The 15,020-nt window shown below is 36.1% G+C and carries 10 protein-coding genes and 1 tRNA gene; 7 read left to right on the forward strand and 4 right to left on the reverse strand.

Going from position 1 to position 15,020, the window contains the following annotated elements; genetic code table 11:
* Positions 1-107: 107 nt before the first annotated feature.
* Positions 108-1,784, reverse strand: coding sequence for a glutamine--tRNA ligase/YqeY domain fusion protein (locus RCH13_RS04495; RefSeq protein ID WP_326986038.1), 1,677 nt, complete (start codon positions 1,782-1,784; stop codon positions 108-110).
* Between the two features lie 465 nt (positions 1,785-2,249).
* On the opposite strand from RCH13_RS04495, the gene RCH13_RS04500 reads away from it, so the two are divergent.
* Complete coding sequence (locus RCH13_RS04500; protein ID WP_326986039.1) at positions 2,250-2,729, forward strand: hypothetical protein; 480 nt, start codon at positions 2,250-2,252, stop codon at positions 2,727-2,729.
* Complete coding sequence (locus RCH13_RS04505) at positions 2,726-3,523, forward strand: sensor histidine kinase (protein WP_326986040.1); 798 nt, start codon at positions 2,726-2,728, stop codon at positions 3,521-3,523. The genes RCH13_RS04500 and RCH13_RS04505 overlap by 4 nt, the downstream gene beginning before the upstream one ends.
* Here RCH13_RS04505 and RCH13_RS04510 read toward each other — a convergent pair.
* Positions 3,520-3,678, reverse strand: coding sequence for a hypothetical protein (locus tag RCH13_RS04510; protein WP_326986041.1), 159 nt, complete (start codon positions 3,676-3,678; stop codon positions 3,520-3,522). The genes RCH13_RS04505 and RCH13_RS04510 overlap by 4 nt on opposite strands.
* 242 nt (positions 3,679-3,920) lie before the next feature.
* On the opposite strand from RCH13_RS04510, the gene RCH13_RS04515 reads away from it, so the two are divergent.
* A complete protein-coding gene (locus tag RCH13_RS04515; protein ID WP_326986042.1) occupies positions 3,921-8,129 on the forward strand; it encodes a T9SS type B sorting domain-containing protein in 4,209 nt (1,402 codons plus the stop codon).
* A gap of 126 nt (positions 8,130-8,255) precedes the next feature.
* A complete protein-coding gene (locus tag RCH13_RS04520) occupies positions 8,256-9,215 on the forward strand; it encodes a YpdA family putative bacillithiol disulfide reductase (RefSeq protein ID WP_326986268.1) in 960 nt (319 codons plus the stop codon).
* A gap of 34 nt (positions 9,216-9,249) precedes the next feature.
* Here the strand turns inward: RCH13_RS04520 and menC are convergent, their stop codons facing one another.
* Positions 9,250-10,251, reverse strand: a complete 1,002-nt coding sequence (menC, locus tag RCH13_RS04525) for an o-succinylbenzoate synthase (protein WP_326986043.1) — start codon at positions 10,249-10,251, stop codon at positions 9,250-9,252.
* A 140-nt stretch (positions 10,252-10,391) separates the two neighbouring features.
* Complete coding sequence (fbp, locus tag RCH13_RS04530) at positions 10,392-11,402, reverse strand: class 1 fructose-bisphosphatase (protein WP_326986044.1); 1,011 nt, start codon at positions 11,400-11,402, stop codon at positions 10,392-10,394.
* A 254-nt stretch (positions 11,403-11,656) separates the two neighbouring features.
* On the opposite strand from fbp, the gene RCH13_RS04535 reads away from it, so the two are divergent.
* The 3 genes from RCH13_RS04535 to RCH13_RS04545 all read left to right on the forward strand — a co-directional run bounded on the left by RCH13_RS04535 (position 11,657) and on the right by RCH13_RS04545 (position 14,897).
* The gene (locus RCH13_RS04535; protein WP_326986045.1) at positions 11,657-12,895 is read left to right on the forward strand and encodes an aspartate kinase; all 1,239 of its coding nucleotides are present in this window, start codon (positions 11,657-11,659) and stop codon (positions 12,893-12,895) included.
* Between the two features lie 5 nt (positions 12,896-12,900).
* A complete protein-coding gene (locus RCH13_RS04540) occupies positions 12,901-14,739 on the forward strand; it encodes a lysophospholipid acyltransferase family protein (RefSeq protein ID WP_326986046.1) in 1,839 nt (612 codons plus the stop codon).
* Positions 14,740-14,824: 85 nt separating this feature from the next.
* A tRNA-Phe gene (locus RCH13_RS04545) sits at positions 14,825-14,897 on the forward strand.
* The last annotated feature ends 123 nt before the right edge of the window (positions 14,898-15,020 follow it).

Below are 15,020 nucleotides of genomic sequence, written 5' to 3' on the forward strand. Positions count from 1 at the left end.
AGTAGTAAATTCAGGTGATGTACCTCATGGTTTGCTGATTTCTATTATCGAAATTCTCTTTTATTAATGGTCAATAAAAAAACGGATTTTACTCCGTTTTTATTTTATTAGGCGTCAATTTTAAAACTGTCTTTTAACGTAACAGTGCGGTTAAACACGAATTTCTCCGAATTTGAATCTCTGTCTTTGGTGAAATAACCAATTCTTTGAAACTGATAAGGTTGACCGATTTCAGCATATTGCAAACTCGGTTCTGCAAAACCTTGAACGATTTTCAAACTTTCAGGATTGATAAATTCGATAAAGTCCGTTTCTTTTTCCGCATCTGGTTGTGGAGTCGTGAAAAGTCTATCGTACAACCGCACTTCTACAGGCAATGCATGTTGCGCAGAAACCCAATGCAAGGTTCCTTTTACTTTTCTTAGACTTTCTTCAGTCCCGCTTCCGGATTTGCTTTTTGGATCATAGGAAGCAAAAATGGTGGTGATATTTCCTTCCGCATCTTTTTCTACGCGTTCCGCTTTGATAATGTAGGCAGATTTTAAACGAACCTCGCCGCCCAATTTTAAACGGAAGAATTTTTTGTTGGCTTCTTCTTGAAAATCTTCTCTTTCAATGTATAATTCGCGAGAAAAAGGCACAGTTCGCGTTCCAGCATTTTCATCCTCCGGATTATTTTCTGTATCCAAAAGTTCTTCTTGACCTTCTGGATAATTTTCGATAAGTAATTTGACAGGATTAATGACTGCCATCACTCGCGTTGAAATTTTGTTTAGATCTTCTCGCACAAAATGCTCTAATAACTGAATGTCTATCAAATTTTCTCTCTTCGCAACACCCACTTGATCGATGAAATTTCTAATCGCTTTTGCTGTAAAACCTAAACGGCGCATTCCAGAAATGGTAGGCATTCTTGCATCGTCCCAACCGGTAACTGCATTTTCTGCAACCAATCTTTGAAGTTTTCTTTTGGAGGTAATCATGTAAGAAACATTCATCCTCGCAAATTCTCGTTGCTTATTTCTTACTTGATTTCCCTCATACACTTGATCCAAATACCAATCATAAAGCGGACGGTGATTTTCAAATTCTAAAGAACAGAGGGAATGAGAAATTTGCTCTATATAATCAGATTCACCATGTGCCCAATCATACATGGGGTAAATTTTCCATTTTTCGCCAGTTCTGTGATGGGGTCTTTTTAAAATTCGGTACATCACAGGATCGCGCATGTTCATGTTTGGCGATTTCATGTCAATTTTTGCGCGAAGAGACATGGTTCCTTCTTCAAATTCTCCATTTTTCATCTTTTCGAAAAGCGCTAAACTTTCCGCGGCAGGTCTGTTTCTAAACGGAGAATCGATTCCTTCTTCGAAAGGATTTTTTCTTTGAGCCGTAATTTCTTCAGAAGGTTGTTCATCTACGTAGGCTTTGTCATCTTTAATCATTTGAACTGCCCAGCTGTAAAGTTGCTCGAAATAATCTGAGGCATATAATTCTTTATCATAGGTGAATCCTAACCAATCAATATCGGTTTTAATAGAATCTACAAATTCTTGTTCCTCTTTTTCTGGATTGGTATCATCAAATCGTAAATTAACGGGTGCGCCATATTTTTCTCCCAAACCGAAGTTGATGCAGATGGCTTTGGTATGGCCGATGTGCAAATATCCATTTGGTTCAGGTGGGAAACGAAAACGCAGTTTATCTTTTGATAGTCCGTTTGCTATATCTTCTTCTATAATCTGTTCAATAAAATTGAGCGATTTTTTTTCTTCTTCCATGGTCTTTTTTATAAGATGCAAATTTACTGAATATTGCAGGAAAAAAACATCAAAAAATAATTATCCTTATGTATTTTACGAAATTGAAGGAATTTTTACATAATATTTATGAATTTATAAATATGAGAGGAATAAATGGTTATTTTTGGTTATTTTTAAGCCGAAATAAATTTCAAATTGATTTTAAAATCAGTGCGATGATTTGGTGGAGCGGTAATAAACTCTAACTATTATACAAATACTGATAATCTGAGTTTTATGAATTTAGTTTCAGATTAAGGCTTTTGCTTTCAATTAATTTAAAATGCCAACAAAAATTACAGACTTATGCCTTTTGATGTTACGATATTGCTTTATTTCTTATTATTAGGTGCGTGCTTGCTTATTTCTTTTCAGAAAAGGAGAGAAAATAAATTTCCTTTTTACATTTATTTTTTAATTGTAGCAGTAATAGAAATCCTCTGTATGTTTCTAGATCCTGATGGAAAAAATTTAACGTATCTCATCGGTTCATTTCTTTATGTTCCGTTTTTTACATTGTATTATTCTAATCTTATTCCTCAATTTAGAAAAGTGTTGTACGCGCTGGGTGGAGGTTCCATCTTAGCAATGGTTTATTTTATTTATGAATCCCCGCACATTTTCCCCGTAGAAGTGGGGGTCATCATCTCCTTAACATATGCCACTTTTGCTTTAATTTGGTTTTCTTATCATTTGAAAAATATGGAGAAGGTTTTTATTGCTCAGATGCAGGGTTTTTGGGTGAGTGCCGCCATCTTATTTTGGGGGATTATATTTTTATTTAGAGTAACTTTAATGTATTATTTACAAACGCATGATCCAGAATTCTTGCTGCTTTTGCATCAGATATTTAAAGTATCTATTTTGATTACGTATGTGTTTTTTCTTATTTCCGTTACCCGAAAGCAAAAACCGGCAGTATGAACAGTTTACCCGCAGACATAAAGGTTTCTATAGTACTCTCCATTGTTTTGATGGTGTCTGTGGTAGTGTTTTTAATTTTTGTTGTTTTGCTTTATTCCCGAAAACAGATTCTCTATCAAAAAGAAATTGCGCTGCAGGAAATGATTCACGGCAATCAACTGCTGCAGAAAGAAGTAGATTTTCAAAAAAAAGCGCAGAAAGAACATGAAAGGATTTCTCATGACATGCATGATGACTTAGGTGCCGGAATTTCCGCCATTAAATTACAGGCAGAATTTCTGAAACAAAATGCCACTGATACAGAAAGCGTAGAAAATATTCAGGATCTTTTACAAACGTGCGAGGAGTTGAATTCCAGTATGAGAGAAATGCTTTGGAGTCTAAATTCACGCTCAGATACATTGGTTAATTTCGTAGAAGATATAGTGACGTACACGAAAAATTTCTTTGGTAAAACGGAAATCAGGGTTAATTTTAAAAAATTCAATATCAATTTTTCTCACGTTTCAGCAAGTCAACGCCGCAATCTTTTCCTCTGCACAAAGGAGGCACTCAATAACATATACAAACACAGCAATGCTAACAATATCGAAATTGTTTTCAGGCTGGTAGAAAATCATTTAACCATCTCCATTATTGATGATGGAATCGGCATTGTCGCAGATTCTCCAAAAGGAAACGGTCTGGAAAATTTACGATGCAGAATGGCTGACTTAGAAGGAGATTTCAATTTTATTGCGGTGGACAGAGGCGTTCACATCGACCTATCTCTAAAGTTGGAAGAGGCGATCTAAAATGTTATTCTCTTCAATCTGTTTTTGCACATTTTCTCAAATTCACTTTCTACAAAGCGTGGTCTCGCATCGCCATATTTCTCGCCCATAAAATATTTAGAAGAAAAAATGTCAATAATAATCTTAAATATGGTTAAAATTATTATCTTCGCCATCTACAATTCTTTACTTTTGTACTTTTTAATAAGCGTTTTCAAATTGTATACCGGAATCAACTACAAGAAGTGAATAAAAAAATTCAAAAAAATCTTTATTTAGATTCCACCAATAGAGAATATGTTACGTATATTAGATTATAATTTTAGATATTCAATCGGAATTATGAATACAATTTGAGGTAAATAATTGTAGAAAAAAACACAAATTTTGGAAGGTAACTTAAAATCAAAATTAAAAAATGCAGAAAAGCGTAATTTTTTTAATTTTTGCCTTTGCCTCCATGACCTCTTCCCTTATCGGGCAGCAGTTTTGCAATACCGTAAAAATTACCGACTCCTATGGAAATGAGGATGCAATTATTGATTGCAGTTATACTCTAAATGATAAATGTTTAACATTAAATGCGAGCTATCCTGCATTTAATGAAACTTCATCCTACGCAGTATCCACAGAAAATTATATTCCTTATGGAAAATATAATGAGGGAACGGCACTCAATGCAGAGGGCGATGATGACTTTTTCTCAAAAATACCTATTCCTTTTAATTTTTGCTATTTCGGGGCGGTTTATAAAGATCTTGTCATCGGGACCAATGGCGTAATTACTTTTGATGTTTCTCAATTAGGCAAGGTCAATTATCCCAATGTAGGCGATACAAATCCGAGCACAACTTTGCCAAAAAGTAGTATTTTCGGGGTTTACAGTGATTTGGTTTTCTCAAAAAACAATGATTCCGAGATTTATTACAAAGTTGTTGGCACAGCACCTTGTCGGAAATTGATCATTAATTTTTATAAAGGCAGACTCGTTGGCTGCAGTCAAACTTCAACTTCTCAGATTGTACTTTCCGAAGGCTCTAACGCCATAGAAATTTTTGTGGACGAAAAGCCAGTTCCTTGTGCCCAGGCAAAATTTAAAAATTCTTTGCTCGGAATAATTAATGAGGATCGAACCATTGGTTATTCTCCCGCCGGAAGAAATGTAGGCGAATGGGCTTCTCAAAATGAAGCCTATAAATTTACACCGGCAGGAAGCACCATTGTACCCCAAGTCAATTGGTTTAATTCTAAAAATGAAAAAGTTGGAACAGGTGACAGTGTGAGTGTTTGTCCAGAAAATAACGAAGTTTATACCGTGAAGGTTAATTATCCGCTCTGTGGAAATTACAATTACGTTTTGGAGGATACTACCAGTATTACCTTTTCACCATATTATCCTTTAGCCAAAAATTTTACAAAAGTTTTTTGTGGTGGAAATTCCTTTCTTATTAATCTTGATGATTTCCGCGCAGATTTAACTCCCCAAAATCCTGCAAATTTTAATTTTACTTTTCATACAAGCCTTGCTGACGCCGAGTCAGGAGACAATTCACAACCCCAAAATTTTACACTTACTTCCTCTGCAACTTTTTATGTAAGGGTGCAGAATCCAAGTACTCCAACTTGTTATCGAACTTCAATACTGACATTGAATGTATTGGCTAAAACGGTTGTTAATTCTACTTTGTTAGTGTGTGATACGGATAACGATGGAGTAGAGAACAATTATCTGCTTTCTACTTTTACTCCAAAAATATTTACTCTTCCGATTGCTGGAAGTATCCACTACTTTTTATCTCAAGCAGATGCGGATGCGAACATGAACGAAGTGACCACTGCTAATTTGGTAAATGGTACGCAGCTTTTTGTTAATTATAAAACAGGAAACTGTACGCAAACATTTGGGCCCATAACAGTCAATTTCACACCAACTCCAGTCGTAAATACGCCTTTGGATTATCAACTTACTACATGTGATTTTAAATTTGATACATTGGAACCATTTGATTTCCCTGCTGTTTTTGATTCGTTGATTACAGCTGAAACGGGTGTTGCAACTTCATATTATCTTAATTATGACAATGCATTTATTGGCGGTGGTGGTAATTTAAGCATCATTTCCGAGGGTCAATATCCTGTTTTTGTAAGAGTTGAAAATGCGAATGGATGTTTCACTATTGCAACCATTAACATGGACATAACTTTTACGCAAGTAGAGGCGCAAAATACATCCAAATATATTTGTTTTGATGGAACGCAGGATGTACAAGTAGATTTGGATTTTTATTCCGTAGGTATGCTGCTGGAAACTGGCGTAATTACTACGGCCTATTTCACCTCGCCAGACGCTGCGGAATTAAATATTAATCAAATTTCAAACATTCAAACCATTACAGAGGACGGCTATTTTGTCCCTGCAATTTTTTATGTGAGATTTACAGATTCTGCGGGTTGTTACGCAATTAAAGTTTTAGCCATTAATTTAGTGAATCCAATCATTTTCCAATCAATTTTTGAAGTATGTGATTCAGAAAATGATGGAAAAGAGGATGTAACTTTAGCGCAGTTCAGCAATGGGATAAAGGGACCGCAAAACGCTACCGTAACCTATTATTCGCAACTTTCTGATGCCACAGCTGGAACCAATGCAATTACCACTTTTAACGTTCAAAATTCTGCGAAGTTATTTGCGAAAATAGAATCTTATGGATGTTCCAACGTATTTGAATTTACAGTGAATCTCACCTTAACGCCAATGGTAAAAAAAGTTGTAAATGCCATCACGCCTCCGATTTGCGATAATAATAATGATGGTGTAGAACCTTTTAACTTAAAGACTTTGGAAGCAGAAATCTACACAGGCAGTGAGGCGGTGAGCTTTCAATTCTATACCGATTACAATGCTGCTACCAATTCATTTTCTGGTTTAATTCCTAATCCCGCGGCTTATCAAACTGCTCAGAGTGGAAAAGTATATGCTAAAGTTTCTTTTGCGGGAGGTTGTTTTTCCGTAAGTATCATCAATATCGAACTGGTATTTTTACCTGCTGTCATTTTAAAATCTGCGGTGTTGCAGAAATGTGATTTTGGTTTTAACCTGAATGAAACTTTTAACCTCGCCGATGCTACCTCGCAGTTATTTTTACCTGCCGAAAATCAAATTCCACTAGCAAATATCAACATTACCTATTATAAAACCGAACAGGAAGCGAATGCAGGATTGTCATCTACGCAGATCAATGCTATGGTAGTAACAAAAAATTCTAGAATTACCCACTGGGCCAGATTCACTTCTAAATCGAGCGGTTGCTATTCTGTGGCGCCGATTGAATTGCAAACTTATGTTCCACCAAAAGCGCTGAATGCGATTATTGCTGATTTATGTGATGATAATTTGGATGGCTTATATGAAGTGGACTTAACGCTCTACACAGATAGAATGGTTTATACTCCAAGTTCTGATCAAATTTTCACTTTTTTCAATACCCGAGCGGACGCGGAAGCAAACACTAACCCAATTTCTAATCCGAAAAACTTCATCATTGATCCGGCAAGAATGACTATTTATGTACGCACTGAAAATATTACAGCATGTTATGATACCGCCTCAGTTGAATTTAAGTTTGGTCAGAAGGTAGTGCTGAAAAATAGTGGTCCATTTAATTTAGAAGTTTGTGATCTCGAGAATAATGGTTCCGAAGAAGTTAACTTAACGCAATTTGAAAATGACATATATGGTCCTACAGCATCATATACGTATTTTCCCACTTTATTAGATTTAAATAATAATACCAATCAAATTACTGCGCCAAAAAATTACGTCTTTAATAGATTAAGCGGAAGTTCAAAAATAATCGTAAAAGTGAGTACAGCTGGACTTTGTCCCGAGAAAGCGGAGATCAATATAAAATTAAAAACGACGCCAGTTTTTTCTTTGCCAGAATACTTTCTTTGTCCCAATGGGTTCATTGATATTAAACCAGATTTTTCCGGATTAGATATTGTGAGCTTTGAGTGGCGGAATTCTGCAGGTTCAATTGTTTCTACAACAAATCAATTATTAGGAGTGAAAGAAGTGGGTAATTACACCCTTAATGTAGTGGCAGCAAATGGATGTACCTTTTCCACCACTTTTAAAGTGAGTTACTTCGAAGTGCCCATTATTACTAATCTTATTCCGAATGGCAAATCCTACACGGTTATAGCAAGTGGAAGCCAAACGATTCTTTATTCCATTGATAATATAAACTATCAGACTAGCAATGTGTTTAATAATTTGCCTTTTGGGGTGATTACATTTTATGTGAAATTTGAGGGGTCAGATTGTCTAGGTGAACCGAAGAACGGTTTGGTGTTGGATATTAAAAATGCCTTTACGCCTAATGATGATGGGTTTAATGACACTTGGGTGATAGATGATCTTAATGTTTTTGATGGTAAAATGACTAATCTGAAAATTTATAACAGATTTCAAGAAAAGATCTATGAACAGAACAGTTCCACGCGTTTAGTTTGGGATGGAAAAACGGGTTTGCGTGGCGTTGCTACCGCTTCTTATTGGTATGTGCTGACCTTAGCAGATGGCAGAGTTTTTACGGGGTGGGTTTTATTAAAGAATAGAAACTAAGTTTAAGAAGAAAAAACTCCATTAAATTTTTTAAAATGAGTTTCTTCGCCAGTTATTTATTGTATCGATGTCCTGTTTAGCGGGGAGCTCCTGTAAAATTTGCTTTTACTTCAATATCTTTGCACCATGGAATGTTTTGATGTCATTATTATCGGGGGTGGACCAATTGGTTTAAACTGTGCATTAGAAGCTGAAAAAGCTGGCTTGAATTATTTAATTCTGGAGAAAGGAACCATTGTAAATTCCCTCTACAATTACCCCTTGTACATGACTTTTTTCTCCACTGCAGATAAATTAGAGATTGCCGATATTCCCTTCATTTCTACCGCACCGAAACCGGGTCGGAGAGAAGCCTTAGAATATTATCAAGGCATTACGCGACAACGAAATCTGAAAATAAACCTCTACGAAAAAGTTCTGAGCGTGACAAAAGGCACCCACTTTTCGTTGGAAACAACCAAAGCAAATTACAGCGCCAAAAACGTAATCATTGCCACTGGATTTTATGATGTTCCAAATCTAATGAAAGTGGAAGGAGAGAAATTACCAAAAGTGAAACATTATTATTCAGAACCTTATCCTTACGCAAAGCAGAAAATTGCAGTCATTGGTTCAAGTAATTCTGCCGTAGATGCAGCTTTGGAGACCTATCGGAAAGGAGCAGAAGTTACCATGATTATTCGCCATTCAGATATTTCAAAAAGTGTAAAATATTGGGTGAAACCAGACATCGAGAATAGAATTAAGGAAGGGGCTATCGAGGCTTTTTTTAATGCTGAAGTGGTGGAAATTAAAGAACGAACAATCATCTTTAAAGACGAACACGAAACGATTCATGAAATTGAAAATGATTTTGTTTTAGCCATGACCGGCTATTTGCCGAATTTTGAATTCCTCCGAAATTCCGGGATTGAATTGCAGGGCGATTGTTTAAAACCACAGTACAATGAACAAACTATGGAAACCAATATTGAAGGTTTGTATTTAGCAGGAGTGGTTTGTGGCGGACGAGATACCCATCTTTGGTTTATAGAAAATTCGCGGATTCACGCGGAAATTATTATGAAAAACATTGTGAAAAACTAGACCTTTTTCAATGATTTTAAGTTTCACAATGTGATTATTGCATCCAAAGTTGATCTCCTTTTAAAACTAAAGAAGTTTCCAGATTATTCGTGAATAATCCACCAGTTCCTAATCCTTGCGGCATTTTTGGGTCTTTAGTAAAAGTGTATTGCGCGATGGCGGTTAGACCGATATTACTTTCCAACGCTGAGGTAATCCACCATCCAATTCCTAAATTTTCTGCCAGAGAAATCCACTCTTCGCTGCCGGAAATTCCACCCACTAATGAAGGTTTCAGAATGATGAACTGGGGTTTTATTTGTTCTAAAAGTTCTTTTTTCTTCTGGAAATCTACAACGCCAATTAATTCTTCATCTAAGGCAATGGGAGTCGGAGTAATCGTACATAATTCTGCCATTTCGTCAATTTGTCCTGCTTTTATAGGCTGTTCAATGGAATGAATTCCCAGCTCATGTAGTTCTTCCAAAACAATTTTAGCTTCTTCAAAACTAAAGCCTCCATTGGCATCCACACGTAATTCTAACTGTTCCTTTGGAAATTTTTCTCGCAAATGTTTTAAAATATTTTTCTCTGAGTCCCAATCAACACCAATTTTCAATTTGATACAATCAAATCCTTGCGCTAATTTTTCCTCAATTTGTTCTTGCATAAACTCAGCTGAACCCATCCAAATTAACCCATTGATTTTCATGGAATTTTTTCCGGTTGTGAAATCACTGGGAAAGTAGAGGTTTTCGCCTTGTATTAAATTTAACATGGCTTGTTCATAGCCAAACCAAATAGAAGGGAAATTTTTTAATTCCTCTTTTAAAAAATTTGAATTTAGATTTATATTTGTGCAGAGCCATGCAAGTTTATCCTCATATTCCGGCACATCATCAAAACTTAATCCGCGGAAAAGTCCACATTCACCGATGCCTTTTTTGCCGTTCTCTTCGATTTCGAGAAAGAAAGTTTCTTTCGTAGTGAGAACGCCGCGCGAAGTTCCGCTGGGATTTTTGAATTGAAGAAGATGTCTTTTAAATGTTGCGTACATCGATTTTTTATGGCGTGAACTGGTCAATAGCCCCGATTGGAACGGTATCCTTTTTATTTTTTTTTTAGAAAAATAAAAAGATAAAGTGGAAAGCGGGAAAAAGCTCCTTAAAAATTTCTGTCTATAAAACCTTAGAAAATTTACTGTGCGTTTTTCATAAATTCTTCTGCTTCTTCCACCATTTTGGTATTTCCGCAAAAAAATGGAACGCGCTGATGCAATTCTGTAGGTTCAATTTCTAGAATTCTCTGAAATCCGTCTGTACATTTGCCACCCGCTTGCTCAGTAAGTAAAGCCATTGGATTACATTCATACAAAAGACGAAGTTTTCCGTTCGGTGATTGAGCCGTGGAAGGATAAATATAAATTCCGCCTTTAATCATATTCCGATGAAAATCGGAAACTAAACTTCCAATGTATCGCGCTGTGTAAGGACGATCATCCTCTTCTTTTTGGCAATATTTTAAATAATCTTTTACGCCTTGTGGAAATTTAATATAGTTTCCCTCATTGATGGAATAGATTTTACCATTTTCTGGAAATTTCATGCTTGGATGAGAAAGATAATAAGTTCCTAAACTTGGATCCAAAGTAAATCCATTTACCCCATTTCCAGTGGTGTAAACAATCATGGTGGAAGAACCGTAAACCACATATCCTGCGGCAGCTTGATTCACACCTTTTTGTAAAAAATCTTCTAAAATTACAGGTGTTCCCGGCTCGGAAACACGGCGGTAAATCGAAAAAATTGTTCCTACAGAAACATTGACGTCAATATTTGAAGAACCGTCTAAAGGATCAATTAGAACCACATATTTACTCAAATGCGCGTTTGGACCAGTTCTTACCGTAATGAAATCGTCATTTTCTTCAGAGGCAATTCCGCAAACTACTTCGCGTTGAGAAAGGGCTTCAATAAAGATGTCATTTGCCAGTACATCCAATTTCTGTTGCTCTTCGCCCTGAATATTGCTGCTTCCAACTTTTCCGATGATATTCGCAATTCCGGCTTTGTTCACTTGGCGGTTTACGACCTTGGAAGCGAGACGGATTGCACTTAATAAACGAGATAATTCCCCGGTGGAATAAAGAAAATCTTCTTGTTTATCGATAATAAATTCACCTAGAGTCTGGAAACTTTGATCAGCCATGCTAAATTGTATTTGGGTTTTCACAAATTTCGGAAAATTCTTTCAATTTGTCTCCCTTTTTCTTTAAATATAAACGGCGAAATTACAACCATCCGAAATTTTAAAAGGTAAATAAGGAGGACGTTTTTCCCTTCAATTATTGAGGAGAAAACAGCGCGTTTTTTTATTTCGCTCTAAATGAATAATTTTGGGCCATCTTAGTTTTAGACTAAAATGAGATTTTTTTTATAACCTATTGATTGGTAAAATAGTAGATGAAAGTTTTTAAGTTTGGAGGCGCATCTGTGAAAGATGCAGAAAGTGTAAAAAATGTTGCTTTGGTTTTGGAATCCGAAGGTTTTGAAAATTGTCTTTTGGTCGTTTCGGCTATGGGAAAAACCACCAATGCTTTGGAAAAAGTAGTGAAAAAGTATTTTGAAAAAGAAGATTACGAAACTGAAATAGAAAAAGTAAAGCAAACACATTTAGAAATTTCCACCGGACTTTTTCAAAATGGACATGCTGTTTTCGCCGAGATTTCTTTATTTTTTGATGATATCGAATCCTTTCTGCGTCGCAACAAATCCCCAAATCCTAATTTTGTTTATGATCAAGTGGTAAGTTGCGGAGAAATGATTTCTTCTAAAATCTTAAGCGAATATTTAACGGATATTCAATTTAGAAATACGTGGATTGATGCGCGAGATTACATAAAAACCGATAGTAATTACCGAGAAGGAAATATCAACTGGGAAGAAACACAAAAACAAATTTCCACACTTGATCAAAATACTTGTTATGTAACGCAAGGTTTCATCGGCTCCGAAGCCAATAATTTCACCGTGACTTTGGGCAGAGAAGGCTCCGATTATTCTGCCGCCATTTTTGCGTACGGTTTAAACGCCGATGCCATGACGATTTGGAAAGATGTTCCCGGCGTAATGACAGGTGATCCAAGAAAGTTTGAAAACGTAACTTTGCTCGATAATATTTCCTACGAAGAAGCCATTGAAATGGCTTATTATGGAGCATCGGTGATTCACCCAAAAACGCTTCAACCTTTAAAGCAGAAAAATATTCCCTTCTATGTGAAATCATTTTTGGATCCAAAAAAAGCTGGAACCAAAGTGAGTTCTACCGAAGTAAATCAGCAGCTTGAATCTTATATCGTGAAGGAAAATCAGCATTTGATGCATATTTCGACGCGTGATTTCTCCTTTATTGCAGAGGAACATTTAAGTCAAATCTTTGCTTTGTTTGCGAAACAACAAATCAAAATTTCCCTAATGCAGAATTCTGCAATTTCTCTTGCGGTTTGTTTGGAAGATAAGTATGAAACTTTAGACGCTCTAAATCAGGAGTTACAAATTACTTTTAATACCGAAGTGGTGCGGGATGTTTCTATGTATACTTTGAGAAATGCTAATTTAGAGGATTTGAAAAGCTTCTATGAAGGTAAAAATATCCTTTTGGAACAGATTTCCAAAAAAATTATTCAAGTAGTAACCAACTAAACACCATGAGTTTAATAACCAAAACCGACTTAATTAAAGCCTCTGGCTTAAGCAAAACAGGAATTTTTAAAAATTCTTTAGCTTCGGCCGTCATGGGAATTACCAAAATTAATGAGGTTAATAAACTCTATGATAGCTTAAAAGATAAAGTTGGGAAAGATTTTTTCGATTCTTTTGTGCGAGAACGGGATTTAAAATACATCGTATTTGAAGAGGACCTGGCAAAAATACCGAAGACTGGTCCTTTCATTTTGGTCTCTAATCATCCTTTAGGAGCTATTGATGGTATTTTGATGACGAAAATCTTATCGGAAATTCGTCCCGATTTCAAAATTATGGGAAATTTTCTTCTGGAAAAAATAAAACCCATGGAGCCCTTCGTCATTTCGGTAAACCCTTTTGAAGGTAGAAAAGATTTAAGAAACAGCGCCACGGGAATGCGGGGAACATTGAAACATTTGGAAAGCGGTGGGTGTGTCGGGATTTTTCCGGCAGGAGAAGTTTCTAATAAAAACAACTCCTTTAATGAAATCATGGATAAAGCCTGGGAAAAACCGGCGCTGAAGCTCATTAAAATGGCGAAAGTTCCGGTGGTTCCCATGTATTTTCACGCGAAAAACAGCACTTTATTTTATCAGCTCGCAAAAGTTCATCCAGATTTGCAGACGTTGCTCTTGCCTTCAGAAATGATGCATAAAAGGGAACAGCCTATTAGAATCAGAGTTGGAAAAGCAGTTTCTGTGAAAGCTTTGGAAGATATTGAAAGTGTGGAAGAAATTGGAGAATTTTTGCAAAAGAAAATTTACGTTTTAAAATCTTATTATGAAAAGCGAAAGTCACTCGCGGAAAAGCTGAAATTGCCCAACTTGAAATTGAATTTCCCCATTTTAAAGGAAGAAAATTTAGTTCAAAATATCATTGATGAAACTCCGCAAGAAGATCTTGAAGTAGAAATAGAGACGCTCTACAAAAAAGAGAAAATGCTGTTTCGGAATGGAAATTACGAAGTCTTTTTCGCTAAATACGCAGAAATCCCTTTTATCATGCGGGAAATTGGTCGGCAACGGGAATTGACTTTCCGGAAAATAGGAGAGGGCAGCAATCTGCCTTTTGACCTAGACGAATACGATCAGCATTATCACCATCTTTTTCTCTGGGATAATAATGCGAAGAAATTGGTGGGCGCTTACAGAATGGCGCTCGGAAGTGAGGTGATGAAAAAACATGGCATTGAGGGATTTTACACGAGTTCATTATTCGAATTTGATCAGGAACTTCAACCTTTTTTCCGCAAAGTAATCGAGATGGGGCGTGCTTACATTTCCACGGAATATCAACAAAAGCCTTTGCCTCTTTTCCTTTTGTGGCGAGGAATCGTGCATGTGTGTCTGCGAAATCCAGAACATAAATTTTTGATGGGTGGCGTCAGTATTTCGGATAAATTTTCGGAATTTTCTAAATCACTGATGATCGAATTTATGCGGTCGCACTATTACGACTCTGCGGTGGCGCAATACATTCATCCAAAACATGACTTTAAAGTGAAACTAAAAGACCGCGATAAACATCTATTTTTTGATGAGGTAGAATCTGATTTGAATAAATTGGATAAAATAATTGATGATTTGGAACCAGAAATGCGGATGCCGGTTTTGATTAAAAAATACATCAAGCAAAATGCAAAAGTAATTTCCTTCAATGTAGATCCTAGTTTTAATGATGCTATTGATGGGTTAATGTATATCCGAATTAGCGAACTTCCAGAAAGTACTATTAAGCCAGTTTTAGAGGAAATGAGCGAGCAAATCCGGAAAGAAGAAAATAATGAGGCTGATAATCAATAATATTGAGGCTTTGCAGAAAATTCTCTCCTAAATCATTTGTGAGATTAGAAGAAAGTTCCTATTTTTGCACCACTCAATTAATGAAGGTCTCTTAGCTCAGTTGGTAGAGCAATGGATTGAAAATCCATGTGTCCCTGGTTCGATTCCTGGAGAGACCACAATTTTAACAAAAAGGATAGTATTTTTAGCCAGATTCCCCATCAATCGGGATTCTATATAAAGGCAAAAACTATCCTTTTTTTTGTTTTTGTCCCAAAACTGTCCCAACTCATTTCCTCTGT

This window comes from Chryseobacterium sp. MP_3.2 (genome assembly GCF_035984805.1).
Taxonomy (GTDB): Bacteria; Bacteroidota; Bacteroidia; order Flavobacteriales; family Weeksellaceae; genus Kaistella.